Annotated in this window: 16 protein-coding genes; 9 read left to right on the forward strand and 7 right to left on the reverse strand. The window is 67.4% G+C overall.

Going from position 1 to position 16196, the window contains the following annotated elements; genetic code table 11:
* Nucleotides 1-13 precede the first annotated feature (13 nt).
* Together FE633_RS00400 and FE633_RS00405 are read right to left on the reverse strand one after the other, a co-directional pair.
* A complete protein-coding gene (locus FE633_RS00400; protein ID WP_138042959.1) occupies nt 14-1546 on the reverse strand; it encodes an ABC transporter substrate-binding protein in 1533 nt (510 codons plus the stop codon).
* Between the two features lie 5 nt (nt 1547-1551).
* Nucleotides 1552-2625, reverse strand: a complete 1074-nt coding sequence (locus FE633_RS00405) for an isocitrate/isopropylmalate dehydrogenase family protein (protein WP_138042960.1) — start codon at nt 2623-2625, stop codon at nt 1552-1554.
* A gap of 124 nt (nt 2626-2749) precedes the next feature.
* On the opposite strand from FE633_RS00405, the gene FE633_RS00410 reads away from it, so the two are divergent.
* The gene (locus FE633_RS00410) at nt 2750-4210 is read left to right on the forward strand and encodes an amidase (RefSeq protein WP_212747139.1); all 1461 of its coding nucleotides are present in this window, start codon (nt 2750-2752) and stop codon (nt 4208-4210) included.
* Nucleotides 4207-4977, forward strand: coding sequence for a FadR/GntR family transcriptional regulator (locus FE633_RS00415; RefSeq protein WP_240437099.1), 771 nt, complete (start codon nt 4207-4209; stop codon nt 4975-4977). Before FE633_RS00410 ends, FE633_RS00415 begins: the two co-directional genes overlap by 4 nt.
* A 389-nt stretch (nt 4978-5366) precedes the next feature.
* Here FE633_RS00415 and FE633_RS00420 read toward each other — a convergent pair whose 3' ends face one another.
* Nucleotides 5367-5828 (reverse strand): Lrp/AsnC family transcriptional regulator, encoded by a 462-nt coding sequence (locus FE633_RS00420; protein WP_138042961.1) that lies wholly within the window; start codon nt 5826-5828, stop codon nt 5367-5369.
* 209 nt (nt 5829-6037) lie between these two features.
* On the opposite strand from FE633_RS00420, the gene ilvN reads away from it, so the two are divergent.
* The 4 genes from ilvN to FE633_RS00440 are packed head-to-tail and all read left to right on the forward strand — an operon-like array spanning nt 6038 to nt 10020.
* Nucleotides 6038-6550, forward strand: coding sequence for an acetolactate synthase small subunit (gene ilvN / locus FE633_RS00425; protein ID WP_138042962.1), 513 nt, complete (start codon nt 6038-6040; stop codon nt 6548-6550).
* Nucleotides 6550-7647 (forward strand): thiamine pyrophosphate-dependent enzyme, encoded by a 1098-nt coding sequence (locus FE633_RS00430; RefSeq protein WP_138042963.1) that lies wholly within the window; start codon nt 6550-6552, stop codon nt 7645-7647. Before ilvN ends, FE633_RS00430 begins: the two co-directional genes overlap by 1 nt.
* Nucleotides 7644-8672 (forward strand): alpha-ketoacid dehydrogenase subunit beta, encoded by a 1029-nt coding sequence (locus FE633_RS00435; protein WP_138042964.1) that lies wholly within the window; start codon nt 7644-7646, stop codon nt 8670-8672. The genes FE633_RS00430 and FE633_RS00435 overlap by 4 nt, the downstream gene beginning before the upstream one ends.
* Nucleotides 8673-8703: 31 nt before the next feature.
* On the forward strand, nt 8704-10020 hold the full coding sequence (locus FE633_RS00440; RefSeq protein ID WP_138042965.1) for a dihydrolipoamide acetyltransferase family protein: 1317 nt from the start codon (nt 8704-8706) through the stop codon (nt 10018-10020).
* A gap of 94 nt (nt 10021-10114) precedes the next feature.
* Here FE633_RS00440 and FE633_RS00445 read toward each other — a convergent pair whose 3' ends face one another.
* The 4 genes from FE633_RS00445 to FE633_RS00460 are packed head-to-tail and all read right to left on the reverse strand — an operon-like array spanning nt 10115 to nt 13538.
* Nucleotides 10115-10795, reverse strand: coding sequence for a GntR family transcriptional regulator (locus FE633_RS00445; RefSeq protein ID WP_246113337.1), 681 nt, complete (start codon nt 10793-10795; stop codon nt 10115-10117).
* 33 nt (nt 10796-10828) lie between these two features.
* Entirely contained in the window at nt 10829-11365 is a 537-nt protein-coding gene (locus tag FE633_RS00450; RefSeq protein WP_246113338.1) for a flavin reductase family protein, read from the reverse strand.
* Nucleotides 11362-11790, reverse strand: coding sequence for an ester cyclase (locus FE633_RS00455; protein WP_138042966.1), 429 nt, complete (start codon nt 11788-11790; stop codon nt 11362-11364). The genes FE633_RS00450 and FE633_RS00455 overlap by 4 nt, the downstream gene beginning before the upstream one ends.
* Before the next feature lie 56 nt (nt 11791-11846).
* The gene (locus tag FE633_RS00460; protein WP_138042967.1) at nt 11847-13538 is read right to left on the reverse strand and encodes a BCCT family transporter; all 1692 of its coding nucleotides are present in this window, start codon (nt 13536-13538) and stop codon (nt 11847-11849) included.
* Between the two features lie 317 nt (nt 13539-13855).
* Between FE633_RS00460 and FE633_RS00465 the strand changes: the two genes are divergently transcribed.
* From FE633_RS00465 to FE633_RS00475, 3 genes are read left to right on the forward strand one after another with little or no spacing between them, the layout of a single operon-like run.
* Entirely contained in the window at nt 13856-15022 is a 1167-nt protein-coding gene (locus FE633_RS00465; RefSeq protein WP_138042968.1) for an LLM class flavin-dependent oxidoreductase, read from the forward strand.
* Nucleotides 15022-15648, forward strand: a complete 627-nt coding sequence (locus FE633_RS00470) for an amino acid synthesis family protein (RefSeq protein WP_138042969.1) — start codon at nt 15022-15024, stop codon at nt 15646-15648. The genes FE633_RS00465 and FE633_RS00470 overlap by 1 nt, the downstream gene beginning before the upstream one ends.
* Complete coding sequence (locus FE633_RS00475) at nt 15645-16196, forward strand: amino acid synthesis family protein (protein ID WP_138042970.1); 552 nt, start codon at nt 15645-15647, stop codon at nt 16194-16196. The genes FE633_RS00470 and FE633_RS00475 overlap by 4 nt, the downstream gene beginning before the upstream one ends.

Consider the following 16196-nt stretch of genomic DNA (forward strand, 5'->3'; position numbering starts at 1 on the left):
TTGACGCCGCCTTTCATGACCGGCCCAGACCGGTGAGGTCCAGCGACTCGGAGACGGAGTTCACCGGCAGGCCGGTGATGCCCTTGTCCGCCACCATCAGGTTCGGCAGCAGGAACAGCCAGTCGGCCGCGGCGTCCTTGGACAGAAGCCGGGCAGCGTCCCGCATGTAGGTGATCTGCTCCTGCTGGGTGCCCTGGTCCGCCTTCTCCAGCAACGCGCTGAATTCAGGGTTTTCGTAGCGGGTGTAGTAGGTCTTCTCCCCGAACACCGTCTGCATGTCGCGGGGTTCCACATGGGCGATGATGGACATGTCGTAGTCGGCGTTCTTGAACACGGTGCTCAGCCACGCGGCGGGGAACTCCAGCTGGTCCAGCTTGACCTTGAACCCGGCCTGTTCGAGCTGGCTCTTGACCACGGTGCCGCACGCGGTGGCATAAGGCAGCGTCGGAATGCGCAGCCGCAGCGTCTGGCCTGCTTCGCCGGACTCCTTGAGGAGCTTCTTGGCCTTGCCGAGGTCGTAGGGATACTGGTTCGTGAGGTTCTGGTACCACGGGTCGGTCGGCGGGACCATGCTGCCGATGAGTTTGCCGCGGCCTGCCCAGCAGGTGTCCAGCAGCGCTTTGTGGTCGATGGCGTAGCGGACTGCCTGACGAGCCTTCAGGTTCCGCATCGGGCCCGAGCCGTTGTTGAGGGAGAGGACCACCTCGCCGTTGGTCGTGCCCTCGATGACCTTGTACTTCGAGTTCTTCTGGAACTGGTCCAGAGAGTCCGGGGTCTGCATCGTGCCGATCACGTTGATGGTGCCCGTGAGCAGCGCGTTGTTCATGGCCGTCGGGTCCTTGAAGTACTTGAGGGTGACCGACTTGAAGTGCGGTTCGCGCCCCCAGTAGCCGTCACGACGGGCCAGCGTGATCGAGTCGCCGCGTTTCCAGTTCTTCACCACATAAGGGCCGGTGCCCACCGGCTCGGTGGCGAGCTTGCTCACGCCGGTCCGGCTGAACATCACGCCGACGCGGGTGGTCATCCGGTACAGCCAGTCGTTGCTCGGCCTTTTCAGGGTGACCTTGAGTTCGGTGGGCGACGCCGCCTGTACTGTGTCGACGACGTTCATCTGGGCCTTCTGCGCTATCGTCCAGTCGGATTTGACGCGTTCGATGGAGAACTTGGCGTCGTCGGCCGTGAACGCTGCGCCATTGCTGAACTTGGCGTCTTTCACCAGCTGGAACGTGTACGTCTTGCGGTCCTTGGACAGGCTCCACGACTTGGCCAGTTGGGGCTGTATGTTCCCGGACGCGTCGACCTTCACCAGGTTCTCGTAGACGTTGTAGAGCAGCGCCTGGGGAATGGCGGCACCGGCGGTCTTGGTGATGTCGAGGTTGGCCGGCTCGGCGTTGAGGCCGATCTTCAGGCTGTCGCTGTTCTTGTCGGGGCTGCCGGTGCTGTTCCCGTCTGCCGTGGACCCCGCCGAGCAGGCCGCCAGAAGCAGGGATGCGAGTGTGGCTGCGACCGCCCCGGTGTGCCGCGTCAGCTGCTTGTCATGTCTCATATGCTCTACCTCTGGCTTTCCATCGTGTGCAGGACGGCGGACGCCACATCCGCCGTGGTGGCGTTGCCACCGATGTCGGCCGTGTGGTGCCTGGCATCTCGCAAGGTGCCCGCCACCGCGTCACGGATACGGCGAGCCGCGCTGGTGTGTCCGAGGTCGTCGAGCAGCAGTGCGCCGGAGAGCATGCATGCCACCGGATTCGCCACGCCCTTCCCGGCGATGTCGGGTGCGGAGCCGTGGACAGGTTCGTAGATCCCCGGCACATCCGCGCCCGGAAGGACGTTGGCGCTGGGCGCCATGCCCATACCGCCGGCGAGTACCGCGGCGAGATCGGACAGGATGTCGCCGAACAGGTTGCTGGTGAGCAGGACGTCAAGTGATCGCGGAGCCTGGATCATGCGGGCGGCCATGGCGTCGACCAGCACGGTTTCCAGCCGGACCTCCGGGTAGTGCTCGCCGACCTCGCGCACGACCCGGTCCCACAGCGGATAGCCGTATCGCATCGCGTTGGACTTGGTCACCAGGCACAGGTGTCCCGAACGCCGACCGGCCAGGGCGAAGGCCTGGTGTGCCGCCCGCTCGATGACGCGACGGGAGTGCACGGCGACCTCGATGCCGAGATCGTGTCCGCTGCCGGCGTGCGCCACCCCGCCGGCGCCGACGTACTCGCCCTCGGTGTTCTCGCGAACGATCACCAGGTCCACGCCATCGGTGTCGCGCACCTTGGTGGGAACGCCGGGGAACGCGCGCACCGGGCGGAGGTTCACGGCGAGGTCGAGTTGCTGCCGGAGGCCGATGATCAGGCCCCAGACCAGTTCATGCTCCGGCACATCGGGACGTCCGACGGCACCGAATAACACGGCGTCCCTCTTCTTGACGAGGTCGGCCGCATCGGCCGGCATCGCCGCGCCCTGCTGGAGGAACCGTTCGCCTCCCCAGTCGAACTGGGTCACGTCGAGCCGGTGGCCGTCGGCCTCCAGCGCGGCGTGAAGTGCGGGTACGGTCGCCGCCACGACCTCAGGACCGATTCCGTCGCCCGGAATCACGGCGAGCCGCACGACCTTGGTGTCCCGCGTCATGGACGCCACCTTTCGCTTGCAACTGGCCTGACCAGTAAGCTCACTTGTCAGGTACCGTGGCGACTGAAACTGTTCTTGTCAAGGGTTCGCATGCCCCGGACGTCGCGAACGAAGGAGGGTGCGGGTGCTCTCAGAACAGGGCCTGGCCGCCATGCCGGCCGTCGAGTTGGTGGCCAAATTCGCTGACCGCACGTTGTCGCCGGTCCAGGTCCACGACGCCGTCCAGTCGGTGATCGTGGCGCGCGAGAGTGTGCTCAACGCGTTCTGGGTGAGGGATCCGGAGGAGTCCCGCAAAGCAGCCTTGGCCAGCGAGGCGCGATGGGCAGCGGGGGAACCGCTCGGGCTCATCGACGGCGTGCCCGTGACGCTGAAGGAGAACGTCGCCCGCAGGGGCGTCCCCATGCCCTCGGGCAACGCGGGGGCCGAGCCGGTCGTCCCCGAGGCGGACGCGCCCATCACCGCGCGCGTCCTCGAATCCGGTGGGGTGATACTCGGGTCGACCGTGATGCCGGACTGGGGCATGCTCTCCTCGGGAGTCTCCAGCCGGCACGGCATTTCACGCAGCCCCTGGAACGCCGCCTGGACCACGGGCGGTTCCAGCTCCGGTGCGGGGGCCGCGGCCGCCGGGGGATACGGTCCGCTCCACGTAGGCACCGACATAGGGGGATCGATCCGGCTGCCGGGCACCTGGCTGGGCCTCGCCACGCTCAAGCCCAGTTACGGGAGGATCCCGCTGGACGCCCCGTACCAGGGGCGCGCCGCCGGCCCGATGACCCGCACCGTGGCGGACGCGGCCCTGTTCATGCGAGTCCTGAGCCGACCGGATCCCCGGGACTGGTCGAGCCTGCCGCCGCAGGACATCGACTGGTCGGCGCTGGACGGCGATGTACGCGGTCTGCGGGTGGGGGTGCACCTGGACGCCGGCTGCGGGGAGCCGTGCGACGAGGAGATCCTCGCCGCGGTGAACCGCGCCGCCGCGGTCTTCGAGGCCGCGGGAGCCGTCGTGGAGCCGGTCGCGCCGTTCATGAGCCAAGATCTCTTGGACGACCTGGATCTGTTCTGGCGAGTGCGGTCCTGGAACGACTTCCGCGAACTGGCGCCCGAGGCCGGGCTGCGCGTCCACCCCCACATCATCCAATGGTGTCAGGGGGGCGCGGACGTGCCGGGCACGAAGGTACTCCAGTGCTACCAGCAGATCATGCGCATCCAGGCGCGGACCGTGGCGGCGACGGTCCCGTACGATCTGGTGCTCTCGCCGGTGGCTCCGGTCGCGGCGTTTCCCGCTGAGCAGCCGATGCCGTTCATGGAGGACGGGAAGACCATGTACCACATCGGCTTCACCGCGCCGTACAACATGTCGGGGCAGCCTGCCGCGACCGTCAACTGCGGCTTTACGGCTGACCGTCGGCCCATCGGGGTGCAGATCGCGGGCCGCCGCTTCGACGATCTCGGCGTCTTGAGGGCGGCGGCGTGGTACGAACGGACCCGGCCTGCCGAGGCGGTCCCGCGCTGGCCGGACAGCGCCCCCGGGGCGCCCACCGGGGAGAAGACGACATGGACCACGCTCGAGGGGGAGAAGCCGTGAGTGACGGGGCACAGTTCCGGCAGGTATCGCCGCCGGTACGGCTCTACCAGCGCATCGTCGAGCAGATCGAGGAAGCGATCGCGCGAGGTGACCTGAAGCCAGGTCAACGGCTGCCGAGCGAGCGAGAGTTGGTGGCGCAGTTCGGGGCGAGCCGGCCCACAGTGCGGGAGGCCCTGCGTGTGCTGGAGAGCAACGGCCTGGTCCGCTCGCGCCAGGGTGACCCGAACGGCCCGGAGATCCTGCCGTTCTCGTCGGCCGGCCTGACCAAGGAGATGACCCGGCTCGTCCAGTTCGACAACGTGTCGATGGCCGAGTTGATCTCGTTCCGCATGATCCTCGACGGGTCGGCGAGCTTGCTGGCGGCTCGGCTGCGGTCCGAGGAGGAGCTGTCTGCCATGGAACGGACGCTCGCCGTCATGGCGGACGCGATCGAGGCAGGGTACGAGGAGTTCAGCAAGGCGGACGTCGCATTTCACGAGGTGGTGGCCCAGGCCAGCCGCAACTCCCTCATCGAGGTCTGCAACCTGGTGGTGCGGGGTGCTGTCCTCTCGCTGATCTCGGACAAGCTCGCCCATGCACCCAACAGCACAGCGCTCATGCGGGAGTCGCTCCACCACCACAGGGAGGTGCTTGAGGCGATCCGGGCACAGGACGGCCCGGCGGCAGCACGCATCTCGCGGCGCGACCTTTACGACTACTACGCCGGCTACGTTCCCGAGAACGAGCAAGGGCCGCTGCTCGCGCTCGTGGACGACGAAGAGACCTGAACCTCCACCATGGTGACCGCGCGCGGCGGCGCGCGGACGAGTCTGTGCCGTTCGGAAATGCGTCGCCGGTCGTAGGGAGCTGGTCGGATCCGCCGGGGGCGCTGGGATCATGTCCAGCGCCCTGCGGTCGCCTGCCCGCCGGTCCATGACCCAGCGCATCCGTGCCGTGCAGGCCGAGGCAGAGCATCCGGAAGAGGAGGTACGGGCTCTCGTCCGGCGTCGGCCAACTTGGCTCCTGCACTGCTGGACCTGTTCGGGGTCCGACCACCGCACAGCTCCTCGGGCCCTCCAAGTGCGCATCGCCTGACCAGGATTCATTCGGCCCCTGATCACCCCACCCCGATGACACCTCGGGGGAGCGTGGCGTGCGTCGCTCGTGAAGTCCGATCTCAGGGCACGGGAGTTCCGCGTTGCCAGGAAGCGATGACGATCAGCGTCTTCGTCTGCAGCACACCGACACCCTTACGACGCAGACGATTGACCACTTTTGACAGGTCATCGACATTGTCGACATGCAAGCGGACGAGTGCGTCCACGTCGCCGGTGAGCGTCAACACCTCGTCGACCTCCGGCAGAGTCGACGCGAACTCCACGATGTCGTGGATGTCCGTGTCGCCTGTGAAGCGCAGCTCAGTGACCGCCTGAAGGCCCTGACCGAGCTTGGCCTGATCCGTCGTGATCGTGTAGCCGGTGATGACTCCCGACTCCTCGAGGCGCGCGATGCGCCGACGGACCGGCGCAGGCGAGAGCTTCACCTGGCGGGCGATGTCGCGAACGGTGCGCCGCCCGTCGGCTCGCAACAACTCCAAGATCTGCAGATCGACCGAGTCGAGATGTACGGATGCCGACATCCCGCAAGTGTAAGCAGTGCTTCCCTCAACGCTCACTCTCGAGCCGGATGCACTGCTCGAGAGGAGCGTGCTTCGCATCGCCGTGCGCACTTTTGTTGTGGACGGATCGGGCCCTTGCCACCGTGTCTTTCATGTCAGCCGCGATACAACCAGCAACACGCGCTGCCCTCTCTGAAGCTGTGAAGCCAGGCACGCACCATGTTGGTGCCGTGCTGCAACTCGATGTCGTCGCCGTGCCCTTGGCGGTCGCACGGGTCGCCTCGATCTTGGCGCATCGCCAGTTCGAAGTGCTCACCATGGAAGTCGCCGCGCCCGTCGACGGGCTGCGGAGGATCACCGTCGAGGTGGACACGGCGGACGAGATCAAGTTGCAGCAGCTCGTCAAGTTCTTGAACCGGTCACCCGACGTCGTCAAGGTCGTCCGCCTCTCCGACGACAAGTCGCACAATCGGCGAGGGGCATTCGTGACGGTCACCTTCCCCGAAGGCCGACTTGCCGAAGTTGTCGCCATCGCCCGAGCGTATTCGGCCGAGATCGTGGAAGCCGACCGGACTCGCTGCATCGTCTTCGCCGCAGCGGAGCCCGCCCGTGTCGATGCCCTCGTCACAGCGCTCTCCGGCTTCACCATCCGGGAGATCGTGATGGCGGCGCCGCTGCGGATATCCCGCCCGCTCCGTAAGGGATACGCCGCCGTGGACCGCACCCGGACCTGGGGGCAGTAATGAGCACGAACTCACGTGCGACGCCTGCGGCGACCCACGCCGACGACATCCTGCGGTTGGTCGATCCTGCCGGGACGCTGAACGAAGAGGCCGCCGCGGGCATGCTCGACGTGACCGATGAACTGGTACGTGCGCTGTACCGCGACATGGTGCTCGGGCGCCGCTTCGACCAGGAGGCGTACTCCCTGCAACGCCAGGGTGAGCTCGGGCTCTGGCTGATGTCCCTCGGACAGGAAGCGGCACAAGCCGGGTCGATCCGCGCTCTTCGAGCGGACGACCGGGTCTTCCCCTCCTACCGCGAGCACGTGGCAGCCCTGTGCCGTGGTATCTCACCAGCAGAACTGCTTTCGCAGTGGCGTGGTGCGAGCCATGGCTCGTGGGACCCCGAGCGGTATCACTTCCACATCTACAGTCTTGTGCTGGCCACGCAGACACTGCACGCGGTCGGCTATGCGATGGGCGTTCGGTACGACGCCGGCGACAGCGTCGTGTTCACCTACTTCGGTGACGGTGCGTCGAGCCAGGGGGACGCCAACGAGGCGCTCAACTGGGCGGCGGTGACGTCGGCACCCATCGTGTTCTTCTGCCAGAACAACGGATGGGCGATCTCGACACCCGCGAGCAAGCAGTACGCCGGCCCGCTGAGCGAGCGTGCCAAGGGATTCGGACTCGACGCGGTGTCTGTGGACGGCAACGACGTACTGGCTGTCTACGCCGCCACGCAGCGCATGGCCGAGCGGGTCCGGACCGGTGGAGCACCCGGGTTCATCGAGGCGCACACCTATCGCATGTCCGGACACAGCACGTCGGACGATCCGGGGCGCTATCGCGACAGTGCTGAGCTCGCCCGGTGGGAGGCCCACGACCCGGTGGAGCGGGTGCGCCTTCTGCTCACGGCGCGCGGCTGGGCCGACGAGGACTACTTCGCCGCGGTCGCATCCGACGCCGAGGAGCTCGCAGCGCAGACGCGCCGGGAGTGCCGTGCCATTGCGGAGCCGTCCCTGAGCGACACCTTCCGCAACACCTTGTGCGAGGAGACCGAGGCCCTGCGACGCGAACGCGAAGGCTTCGAGACTTTCGAGGAGTCCTTCCTGTGACCAGCACCGCTGCGGCCGGCTCGGCCAGGAAGGACGCCCAGGACAAGGGCTTCACGACCACGCTCGGACGCGCACTGAACGAGGGTCTGCGGCAGTCGATGCGCGACGACGATCGTGTGGTTCTGCTCGGCGAGGACATCGCGTCCCTGGGCGGGGTGTTCCGGGTGACCGATGGCTTGGCCGTCGAGTTCGGCGACCGCGTCGTGGACACCCCGCTGGCCGAATCGGGGATCATCGGGACGGCGATCGGCCTGGCCCTGCGGGGGTACCGACCAGTGTGCGAGATCCAGTTCGACGGTTTCGTCTACCCCGCCTTCGATCAGATCGTCAGCCAGCTGGCGAAGATGCGGGCACGGTCCCGCGGGCTGCTGCGGCTCCCCGTCACCATCCGGATCCCGGTGGGGGGCGGGATCGGCGCGGTCGAGCACCACAGCGAGTCGAATGAGGCGTACTTCTGCCACACGGCAGGGCTACGCGTCGTGGCATGCGGCCATCCCCAGGACGCGTACGACATGCTCCGCGCCGCGATCGCGTGCGACGACCCCGTCATCTTCTACGAGCCGAAGCACCGGTACTGGGACCGGGCCGAGGTCGGCCTCGGCCGCCCTGTGGACGGCGACACGTTGGGGCGCGCACGCATCCTGCTCGAGGGCGCCGACGTCACCGTGGTCGCGTACGGGCCCACGGTCGCGGGCGCCCTCAGTGCGGCCGAGGTCGCCGCCGCCGAGGGCCGTTCGCTGGAAGTCCTGGACCTCCGCTCGCTGTCGCCGCTCGACACCACCGAGCTGTGCCGCTCGGCGTCGAAGACGGGACGCGTCGTGGTCGTACACGAGGCGCCCGTCAACGTCGGCCTGGGCGCTGAAATCGCCGCCACGGTCATGGAGCACTGCTTCTACAACCTCGAGGCCCCCGTGGAACGGGTCGGTGGCTACAACGTCCCCTATCCGCCGGCGCGGGCGGAAGGTGACTACCTGCCCGATCTCGATCGAGTTCTCGACGCCGTCGACCGGGTGTGCGCCCCCTGAACCGTCCGGCGAACCTCTCCTGGAGAACACGATGCTCGCAACCAAGCACTTTCATCTCCCCGATGTCGGCGAGGGTCTGACCGAGGCCGAGATCCTCGAGTGGCACGTGGGACCCGGCGACCCGGTCGGCGTCAACGACATCATCGTGGAGATCGAGACGGCGAAGGCAGTGGTGGAGCTGCCCAGCCCGTACGCCGGGACCGTCGCCGATGTCCTCTGTGCCGCCGGCGAGGCGGTAGCCGTCGGTGCGCCGATCATCACGTTCGAGGTCGAGGACGACAGCGCCCCGCAGGCGGGCCCGCAGGCGGCGGCGCCCAGACTCGACGCCACACAACAAGAGCCCGTCGATCCGCCTGCCCAGGCCGACCAGCCGTCCGCCCCCGCCCGCGAGCCCGTCCTGGTCGGCTACGGGCCGGCGCACGCGCAGACAGCGCGACGCCCGCGAAAGAGGAAGCCCGAGCTGCAGGCCGTCACACCTTCCACCCAGTCCCTCGCCACCCCGCCGGTGCGCAAGCTCGCCCGCGACCTCGGAGTCGACTTGCGCCTCGTGACTGCCACAGGCCCGTCGGGACGCATCACGCGCGAGGATGTTCACCGCCTCGCCGGGCAGCGGGCAACCGCGCTGAACGCCCCGGACCTCCCCCGGGACGACGTGGTGCGCACGCCGATTCGCGGAGTGCGCAAGCACACCGCTCAGGCCATGGCCGAGAGCGCCTTCACCGCTCCGCACGTCACGGAATGGGTCACTGCCGACGTGACGCGGTCCCTCAAACTGCTGGAGAGAGCACGCGCCGACAAGGCGTTCGAGGGTGTGCGCCTGACACCGCTGTGTCTCGTCATCAAGGCGGCGATGACCGCTATCGCGCGGCATCCCGAGATCAACGCGAAGTGGGACGCCGCGGCCGGTGAGATCGTCCAGTACTCCGACGTCAATCTCGGCGTCGCCGCGGCGACGCCGAGAGGGCTCGTCGTCCCCAACATCGCCGCTGCCCAGCGGCTCTCCCTGCGTGAGATCGCCCTGGCGCTCACCGACCTCATCGGTCAGGCCTGTGCCGGCAAGACGCCACCCGAGCGGATGAGGAACGGGACCTTCACGATCACCAACATCGGTGTCTTCGGGATCGACGGTGGAACACCGATCCTCAACCCCGGCGAAGCAGCGATCCTCTGCTTCGGCCAGGTGCGGCGAACGCCGTGGGAACACAAGGGACGCATACGGCTGCGCGACACCGCGACCCTCGCCTTGTCGTTCGACCACCGCCTCGTCGACGGCGAGCTCGGTTCGCTCGTCCTGCGCGACATCGCCCGGTTCCTCGAGCGGCCAGACCTGATGGTTCTTCACCACTGAGAAATGCCCAAGGCATCCCGCCCGCTCCGGGATCCGCGGCCCCCGCTCATCACCGTGCGTCAACCGGCAATGACTGCGCCGTCCGGCGCGTGTGTCAGGCGCTGCCCATGGCGTCGAGGCCTGCCATGAGAGCCAGTCGGCTCGCGCGGACGTGGTCGCGCATCACCCGCTCCGCACTGTCACCGTCCTTGGCGATGATCAGCTCGAGGACGTTGTGGTGCTCGCGGTCGGACTGCAGGGCGCGGCCGGGCTGGCTGAGCGAGGTCTTCACGAGCCGGGAGTAGGCCAGCTGGTTCATGAGGATGCGGTAGTGCGCTTCGAGCTTGGCGTTGTCGGCGCCGGTGATCAGCAGGTCGTGGAACTCCTCGACGAGCTCGGCGTAGCGCTCTTTGTCGTCGGCCTCGACGGCGGCGTCGGCCTCGGCGAGGTTCTCCTCGAGGCGGTCGAGCTCGGGTACCCGCCCCCGCCGCGCCAGCAGCCTCGCGGCCGCGCCTTCGAGCAGCTCCTTCATCTCGAACAACTCGGTGATCTCGCGGCGCGAGGGCGCGGTGACGAAGGTCCCCACGCGAGGCCGGATCTCGACCAGCCCCTCGGTCTGCAACTGCTTCAGTGCCTCGCGAACCGGTGTGCGGCTGACGCCGAAGGACTCCGCCAGTGCGATCTCCGACAGGCTGCCCCCGGCCGGGAGTTCACCGCTGATGATGCGGCGACGCATCTCAGTGATCACGCGGCCCTGCATACTCCCGTTGTCGGTCGCCTGCTTCGCCTTGCTCATCTGGCCTTCCCTCGATCGGCTCCGTGCATGGCATCAACCTAGAGCGCTGAGTGCACCGCCGTCGAAGAACCCCCCGGCGCTGTAGATCATCGGTGTCCGGTCGCTGATCTCCGCGTCCACGACGCGGCAGACGAAGATGGTGTGGGTGCTGGCCTGAAGGCGCTCGCGGATCTCCACCTCCATCCGGGCGCTGCTCCGGCCGATCAGTGGGCTGCCGAACCGGCCGGGCTCCCAGTCGAGACCGCTGAACTTGTCGTCGGACTTGGCGGCGAAGCGTTTGACGACGTCCAGCTGCTCGACGGACAGGATGTTGATCGCGAGATGGGAGGCCCGGAAGAGACACTCGTACGTCGACGAGGTGCGCTGCACGCACACCATCACCGTCGGCGGGTCGAGGGAGATGCTGGCGAACGCGTTCACCGCCAGCCCTCTGGGGCGGTCACCGTCCATGGCGGTCACCACCGTCACCCCGGTGACGAACCGTCGGTTGACCTGCTTCATCACTTCTTGGTCGGGCTTGGTGCGGAGTGTGTTCACAGGGGCCTCGTCAGGAGTCGTGGGGAGGGTCACCGGTCCTCCCCGACAGTGATGATGCCGAGTGCGGCGAGGAGCGCACGAGGGTCCCAGGTGACGTACTCCTCGACCACCAGGTCGTCTTCGAAGCGGGCGAAGGTGGCCCCGTCCACTACGACCGACCGGCCCGTCGGCGGCACGCCGAGGAAGGAACCCTCGTGCCGGCCGGTGCTGTGCCAACGCACTGCCAGGCGATCGCCCTCCGCCACGATCTCGTCGATGACCGTGACGAGATCGGGGAACGCCGAGCGTGCCGCGAGGATCGATGCCTTGAACTCACGCAGGGACTGGCCCTCTTCGGCCGGCGAACTACGCCGGCGGTAGTCGGGGCTGAGCAGGCTGTCGAGAGCGTCGACCTCGCCGCGGTCCCAGGCCGCAGCCCAGGTCTCGATGACCCGCGTTCTGCGGATGTCGCCGGACATGTCGTTTCCTCCTGAGGGTGAGGGCTGCGGGCTGGGTGACTGGGCTTTGGCCGGTGTCAGTGGGGTGAGGGAGTGGTCGTCGGTCCGGCGTGGACCGCTTCCTCATCTCTCCCGGTGCCGTGCTCCAAGGCGAACTTCCTGTCCTCGAGAGCCTGTTCCGCCGCCCGGCGGTCGCCGGCCAGCTCCTTCCAGAAGGAGACCGCCAGGCCTGCGATGATCACAAGGAACGGCGCCGAGGTGACGATCACCGTGTTCTGCAGGGCGTTCAGGCCACCGGCGAGCAAGAGGGCGATCGCCGTGAGGCCGGTCAGCACGCCCCACAGGACGAGCACCCGGCGCTGGGGATCGAGTGAACCGCCCGAGGTCATCATGCTGAGCACATACGTGTTCGCGTCCGCGCCCGAGACGAAGAACATCACGACCAGCACGATGGCGATCGCCGACGTCACGGTCGCGAACGGGAAGTGGTCGAGGGTCGCGAAGAACGCGCTGTTGATGTCCGCCGCGGTCTGCTTGGCGATCGTGCCCTTTTCGAACATGTCGACGTGGATGGCGGTGCCGCCGAACACGGTGAACCAGGTGAAGAAGACGACCGTGGGGACGACGAGCACCCCCATGATGAAGCCGCGAATGGTGCGACCGCGGGAGATGCGGGCCAGGAAGACCCCGACGAAGGCCCCCCAGGACACCCACCAGGCCATCATGAAGTAGGTCCACCACTGCATCCATTCGAGGCCGCCGAAGGCCGTGCCCTGCAGGCTCATCCGGAAGAAGTCGGAGGCCCAGGTGCCCACGGACTCGATGTACAGATTGGCCAGGAACACCGTCGGACCGACGACGAGGATGAAGACGAAGAGCGCGATGCCCAGGATCGTGCTGCCCTGGCTGAGGAACTTGATCCCCTTGCTGACGCCGGTCACGGCCGACAGCGTGAAGACGGCGGTGACGAGGGAGATGATCAAGACCTGGCTGACGGAGTTGACGGGGACTCCGAACAGCGTGCCGAGACCGTTGTTGACCTGCAGGGCGCCGAGGCCCAGCGACGTCGTGGTGCCGAAGAGCGTCGCGAACACCGCGAGAACGTCGATGGCCTTGCCGATGGGCCCGTTCACCCGCTCGCCGAGCAGCGGATAGAAGAGCTGGCTGACCAGCGCGCGACGGCCCTTGCGGAAGGTCGAGTAGGCGATCCCGAGGCCGAACACCGCGAAGATCGCCCACGCGTGCAGTCCCCAGTCGAAGTAGGAGTACTGCATCGCCCGGATCGCGGCCTCGGGCGTCCCCGGCTTGGCCAGACCATGGGGTGGTGTGGCGAAGTGCGAGATGGGCTCGGCAACGCCGTACGAAACGAGGCCGATGCCCATGACCGCGCTGAGGATCATCGCGAACCAGGCGGGCGTGGAGAACTCGGGACGGTCGTGGTCCTTGCCCAACCGCATGTCGCCGGCCGGGCTGAACGCCAGGAAGACCAGGAAGATCAGAAGGGCCAGCGTCACCACGAGGTAGGTCCAGCCGAACGACTTGGTGACCCAGTTCAGGGAGCTGTTCGTCACGTCGGTGAGGCTGTCGGTGAACAGCATGGCCCAGACGACGAAGAGGGCTGCGACACCGACCGAGGTCCAGAAGACCGAGCCCAGTCGGCCGTTCTCCGGATCAGGTGTGGAAGCGGCGTCGGCATGCGTGGAGTCCGGCAGTGCGGATGCCGTTCTCGGCTCGGGGGTGTCGGGTTGCTCCGTGGTGTGACCGGGCATGGGTCGCTCCTTGCGCACTGTGGCAACAGTCAAGCCAAGGCTTCTTGCATGCCAGTGGACGTTAGGTATGCCACAGGTCGCTGTCAAGAAGTGGCGCTGCATACATTTTTCTCGCCTTGCAGATGGGCGTTCTTTCGCTATATGCAGGCATATGGGGGCTGGATGGTGCCTCGATTGAAGGTGAACTGGCGGATGGGTTGACTCCTTTATTGGTCCCCACCTACCTTCACTTGCATGCCACAGGGCGCTACTGGGTCGCTTGGTATGTCAGCGTTTCGGCCCGGTCAAGGCTCGTCCGTACTGGAAGGAACACGCAGATGCGCTTCTCGATCTTTCATGGGATGGGCGCCCCGGGTCGTCTCGCCGACTACCACCAGCTCATGGACGAGGCGAGGGAATTCGCCGTCGCCGCCGACCGCGCGGGCTTCTGGTCCATCTGGTACACGGAGCACCACTTCGGTCACGAAGGTCAGGAGCTCACTCCCAACCCGGTGCTCATGGGTGTCGACATCGCGGCCCGGACCTCGCGCATCCGTATCGGTCAGGCCGCGAGCATCGTCACCTTCTGGCACCCGCTGCGTCTTGCCGAGGACCTCGCGCTGCTCGACCAGCTCTCGGGCGGCCGGCTCGAGGTCGGTGTCGGACGCGGTCTCTACGGCCGCGAGGCGCTGAACCTCAACCCGGTGGCCGACCCGCGCGACCAGCAGCGCAACAGGGCTCTCTTCCAGGAGACCCTCGAGGTGCTCAAGGCCGCCTGGAGCGGTGAGTTCTTCTCCCACAAGGGCGAGTTCTTCGAGTTCCCCGCTCCTGGTGTGAAGTGGAACCACCCCCTGTCCCCGCCGTCACCCGACTTCATGGACGACGGTGTCATCACCAAGATGATGGTGACGCCGCGTCCGCTGCAGCCGCAGCTTCCGCTGTGGCAGGTCATCGACACGCCCCCGTCCATCGAGTGGGCCGCTCGCAACGGGGTCAAGGGCATCTTCTGGCTTCCACCGGTGTCGGCGCTCAAGGGCCGCTTCGAGCTCTACCGCGACGCGGCCAGTGAGGCCGCGGGCCGGGAGTTCGCGCTGGGTGAGGGCATAGGGCTCGTCCGGGACGTCTTCGTCGCCGACACCATGGAGGAGGCGCGCGCCGGCTTCGAAGAGGCCGTGATGAACACCTACCGGTGGGTCTGTCACTGGCGGGGGCTGTCGAACCTGATGGAGGACGGTGAGGAGCTCACCGACGCCCACCAGCTCACCTACGACTTCCTGCACGGTCGCAACCAGCTGGTCGGGACCCCCGAATACGTCGCGGAGAAGATCGCCGAACTCCGTGACGAGCTGAACGTGCAGGACCTGTTCCTCTGGACCACTCACCCCGGTCTCGACCACCGCAAGGCGATGCGCAGCCTCGAACTGTTCAGCGAGAAGGTGATGCCGCGGTTCGCCGGTTCACCGGACTCCGCGGGCACCGGCCACGCCCCTGCGAGGGCCCGCTGATGACCGCACGGGTCCGCAGGATCTGCACGGTCGTCGAGGACGTGGTGACCGAACTCCGCAGACCTGTCGCCACCCCGGTGCGTCGCGCCGCCGTCGCCGCCGTCATCACCAACCCGTGGAGCGGCCGCGGTGTCGTCGCCGACCTGAACGAAGAGGTGGTGAGGGTCGCGCCTCTGGTGGCGCACGAACTGACGTCCCGTCTCCTCGACGCCCTGGGCGGCGCGGACCGGGTCCAGGCGTTCGGCAAGGCCGCCATCGTCGGTCTCGGCGGTGAGACGGAGCACGCCGGAGCGCTGATCCACACGCCGTACTTCGGAAACCTCTTCAGAGAGATCACCGAAGGCAGTTCGGTGATCGTCTTCTCCGACGAGCGGGCCGAGGCAGGGGCGCCGCTCACCGTCCCGATGTGGCACAAGGTTCACGCGGCGACGCGGTCCCACTACCAGACCATCACCGTCCGCGTCCCCGACGCACCCCGTGCCGACGAGATCGTGGTCATCGCCGCCGCATCCACCGGCGGGCGGCCGAACGCCCGGATCGGGGACCGTTCCAGCGATCCGCAGGTGAGGCTGGCGGACCACCCCCGCAGCCGATACAAGCTCGAGAATCTGGAGACCGTTCGATGAACGTCCGCAAGATCGTCACCTACGTCGACGAGGTCCTCACGGAGGGGGGCCGCCCCGTCGATCCGCCGGCCCGGACCGCCGTGGTCGTCGCCGTCATCGACAACCCCTGGGCAGGGCAGGGCTTCGTCGAGGACCTCGCCCCCGGCATCGACGCCACCGCCTCCGACCTGGGCAAGCTGCTCGCCCCACGGGTCGTCGCGGCACTGGGTGTCCCGGTGGAGGCCTACGGCAAGGCGGCCATTGTCGGGCTCGACGGAGAGATCGAGCACGGCTCGGCGCTCATCCACACGCTCAAGTTCGGCGATCACTTCCGTAAGGCCGCTGAGGCGACGACACTGCTTCCCGCGGTCGAGAAGCGTGCGGGCGCGGGCACCGTTTTCGACGTGCCGCTCAAGCACATCACCGATGCCACGATCCGCTCGCACCACCAGAGCATCGAGGTGCGGGTGGCGGACGCCCCCCACGCGCACGAGATCATCATCGGCCTGGCGGCTGCCGGGCAGGGACGCCCGCAGTCCCGCCTGGCTCCGTTGTCGACAGAACAGTGA

It is taken from the genome of Streptomyces montanus, assembly GCF_005786655.1.
In the GTDB taxonomy this organism is placed as follows: domain Bacteria; phylum Actinomycetota; class Actinomycetes; order Streptomycetales; family Streptomycetaceae; genus Streptomyces; species Streptomyces sporangiiformans.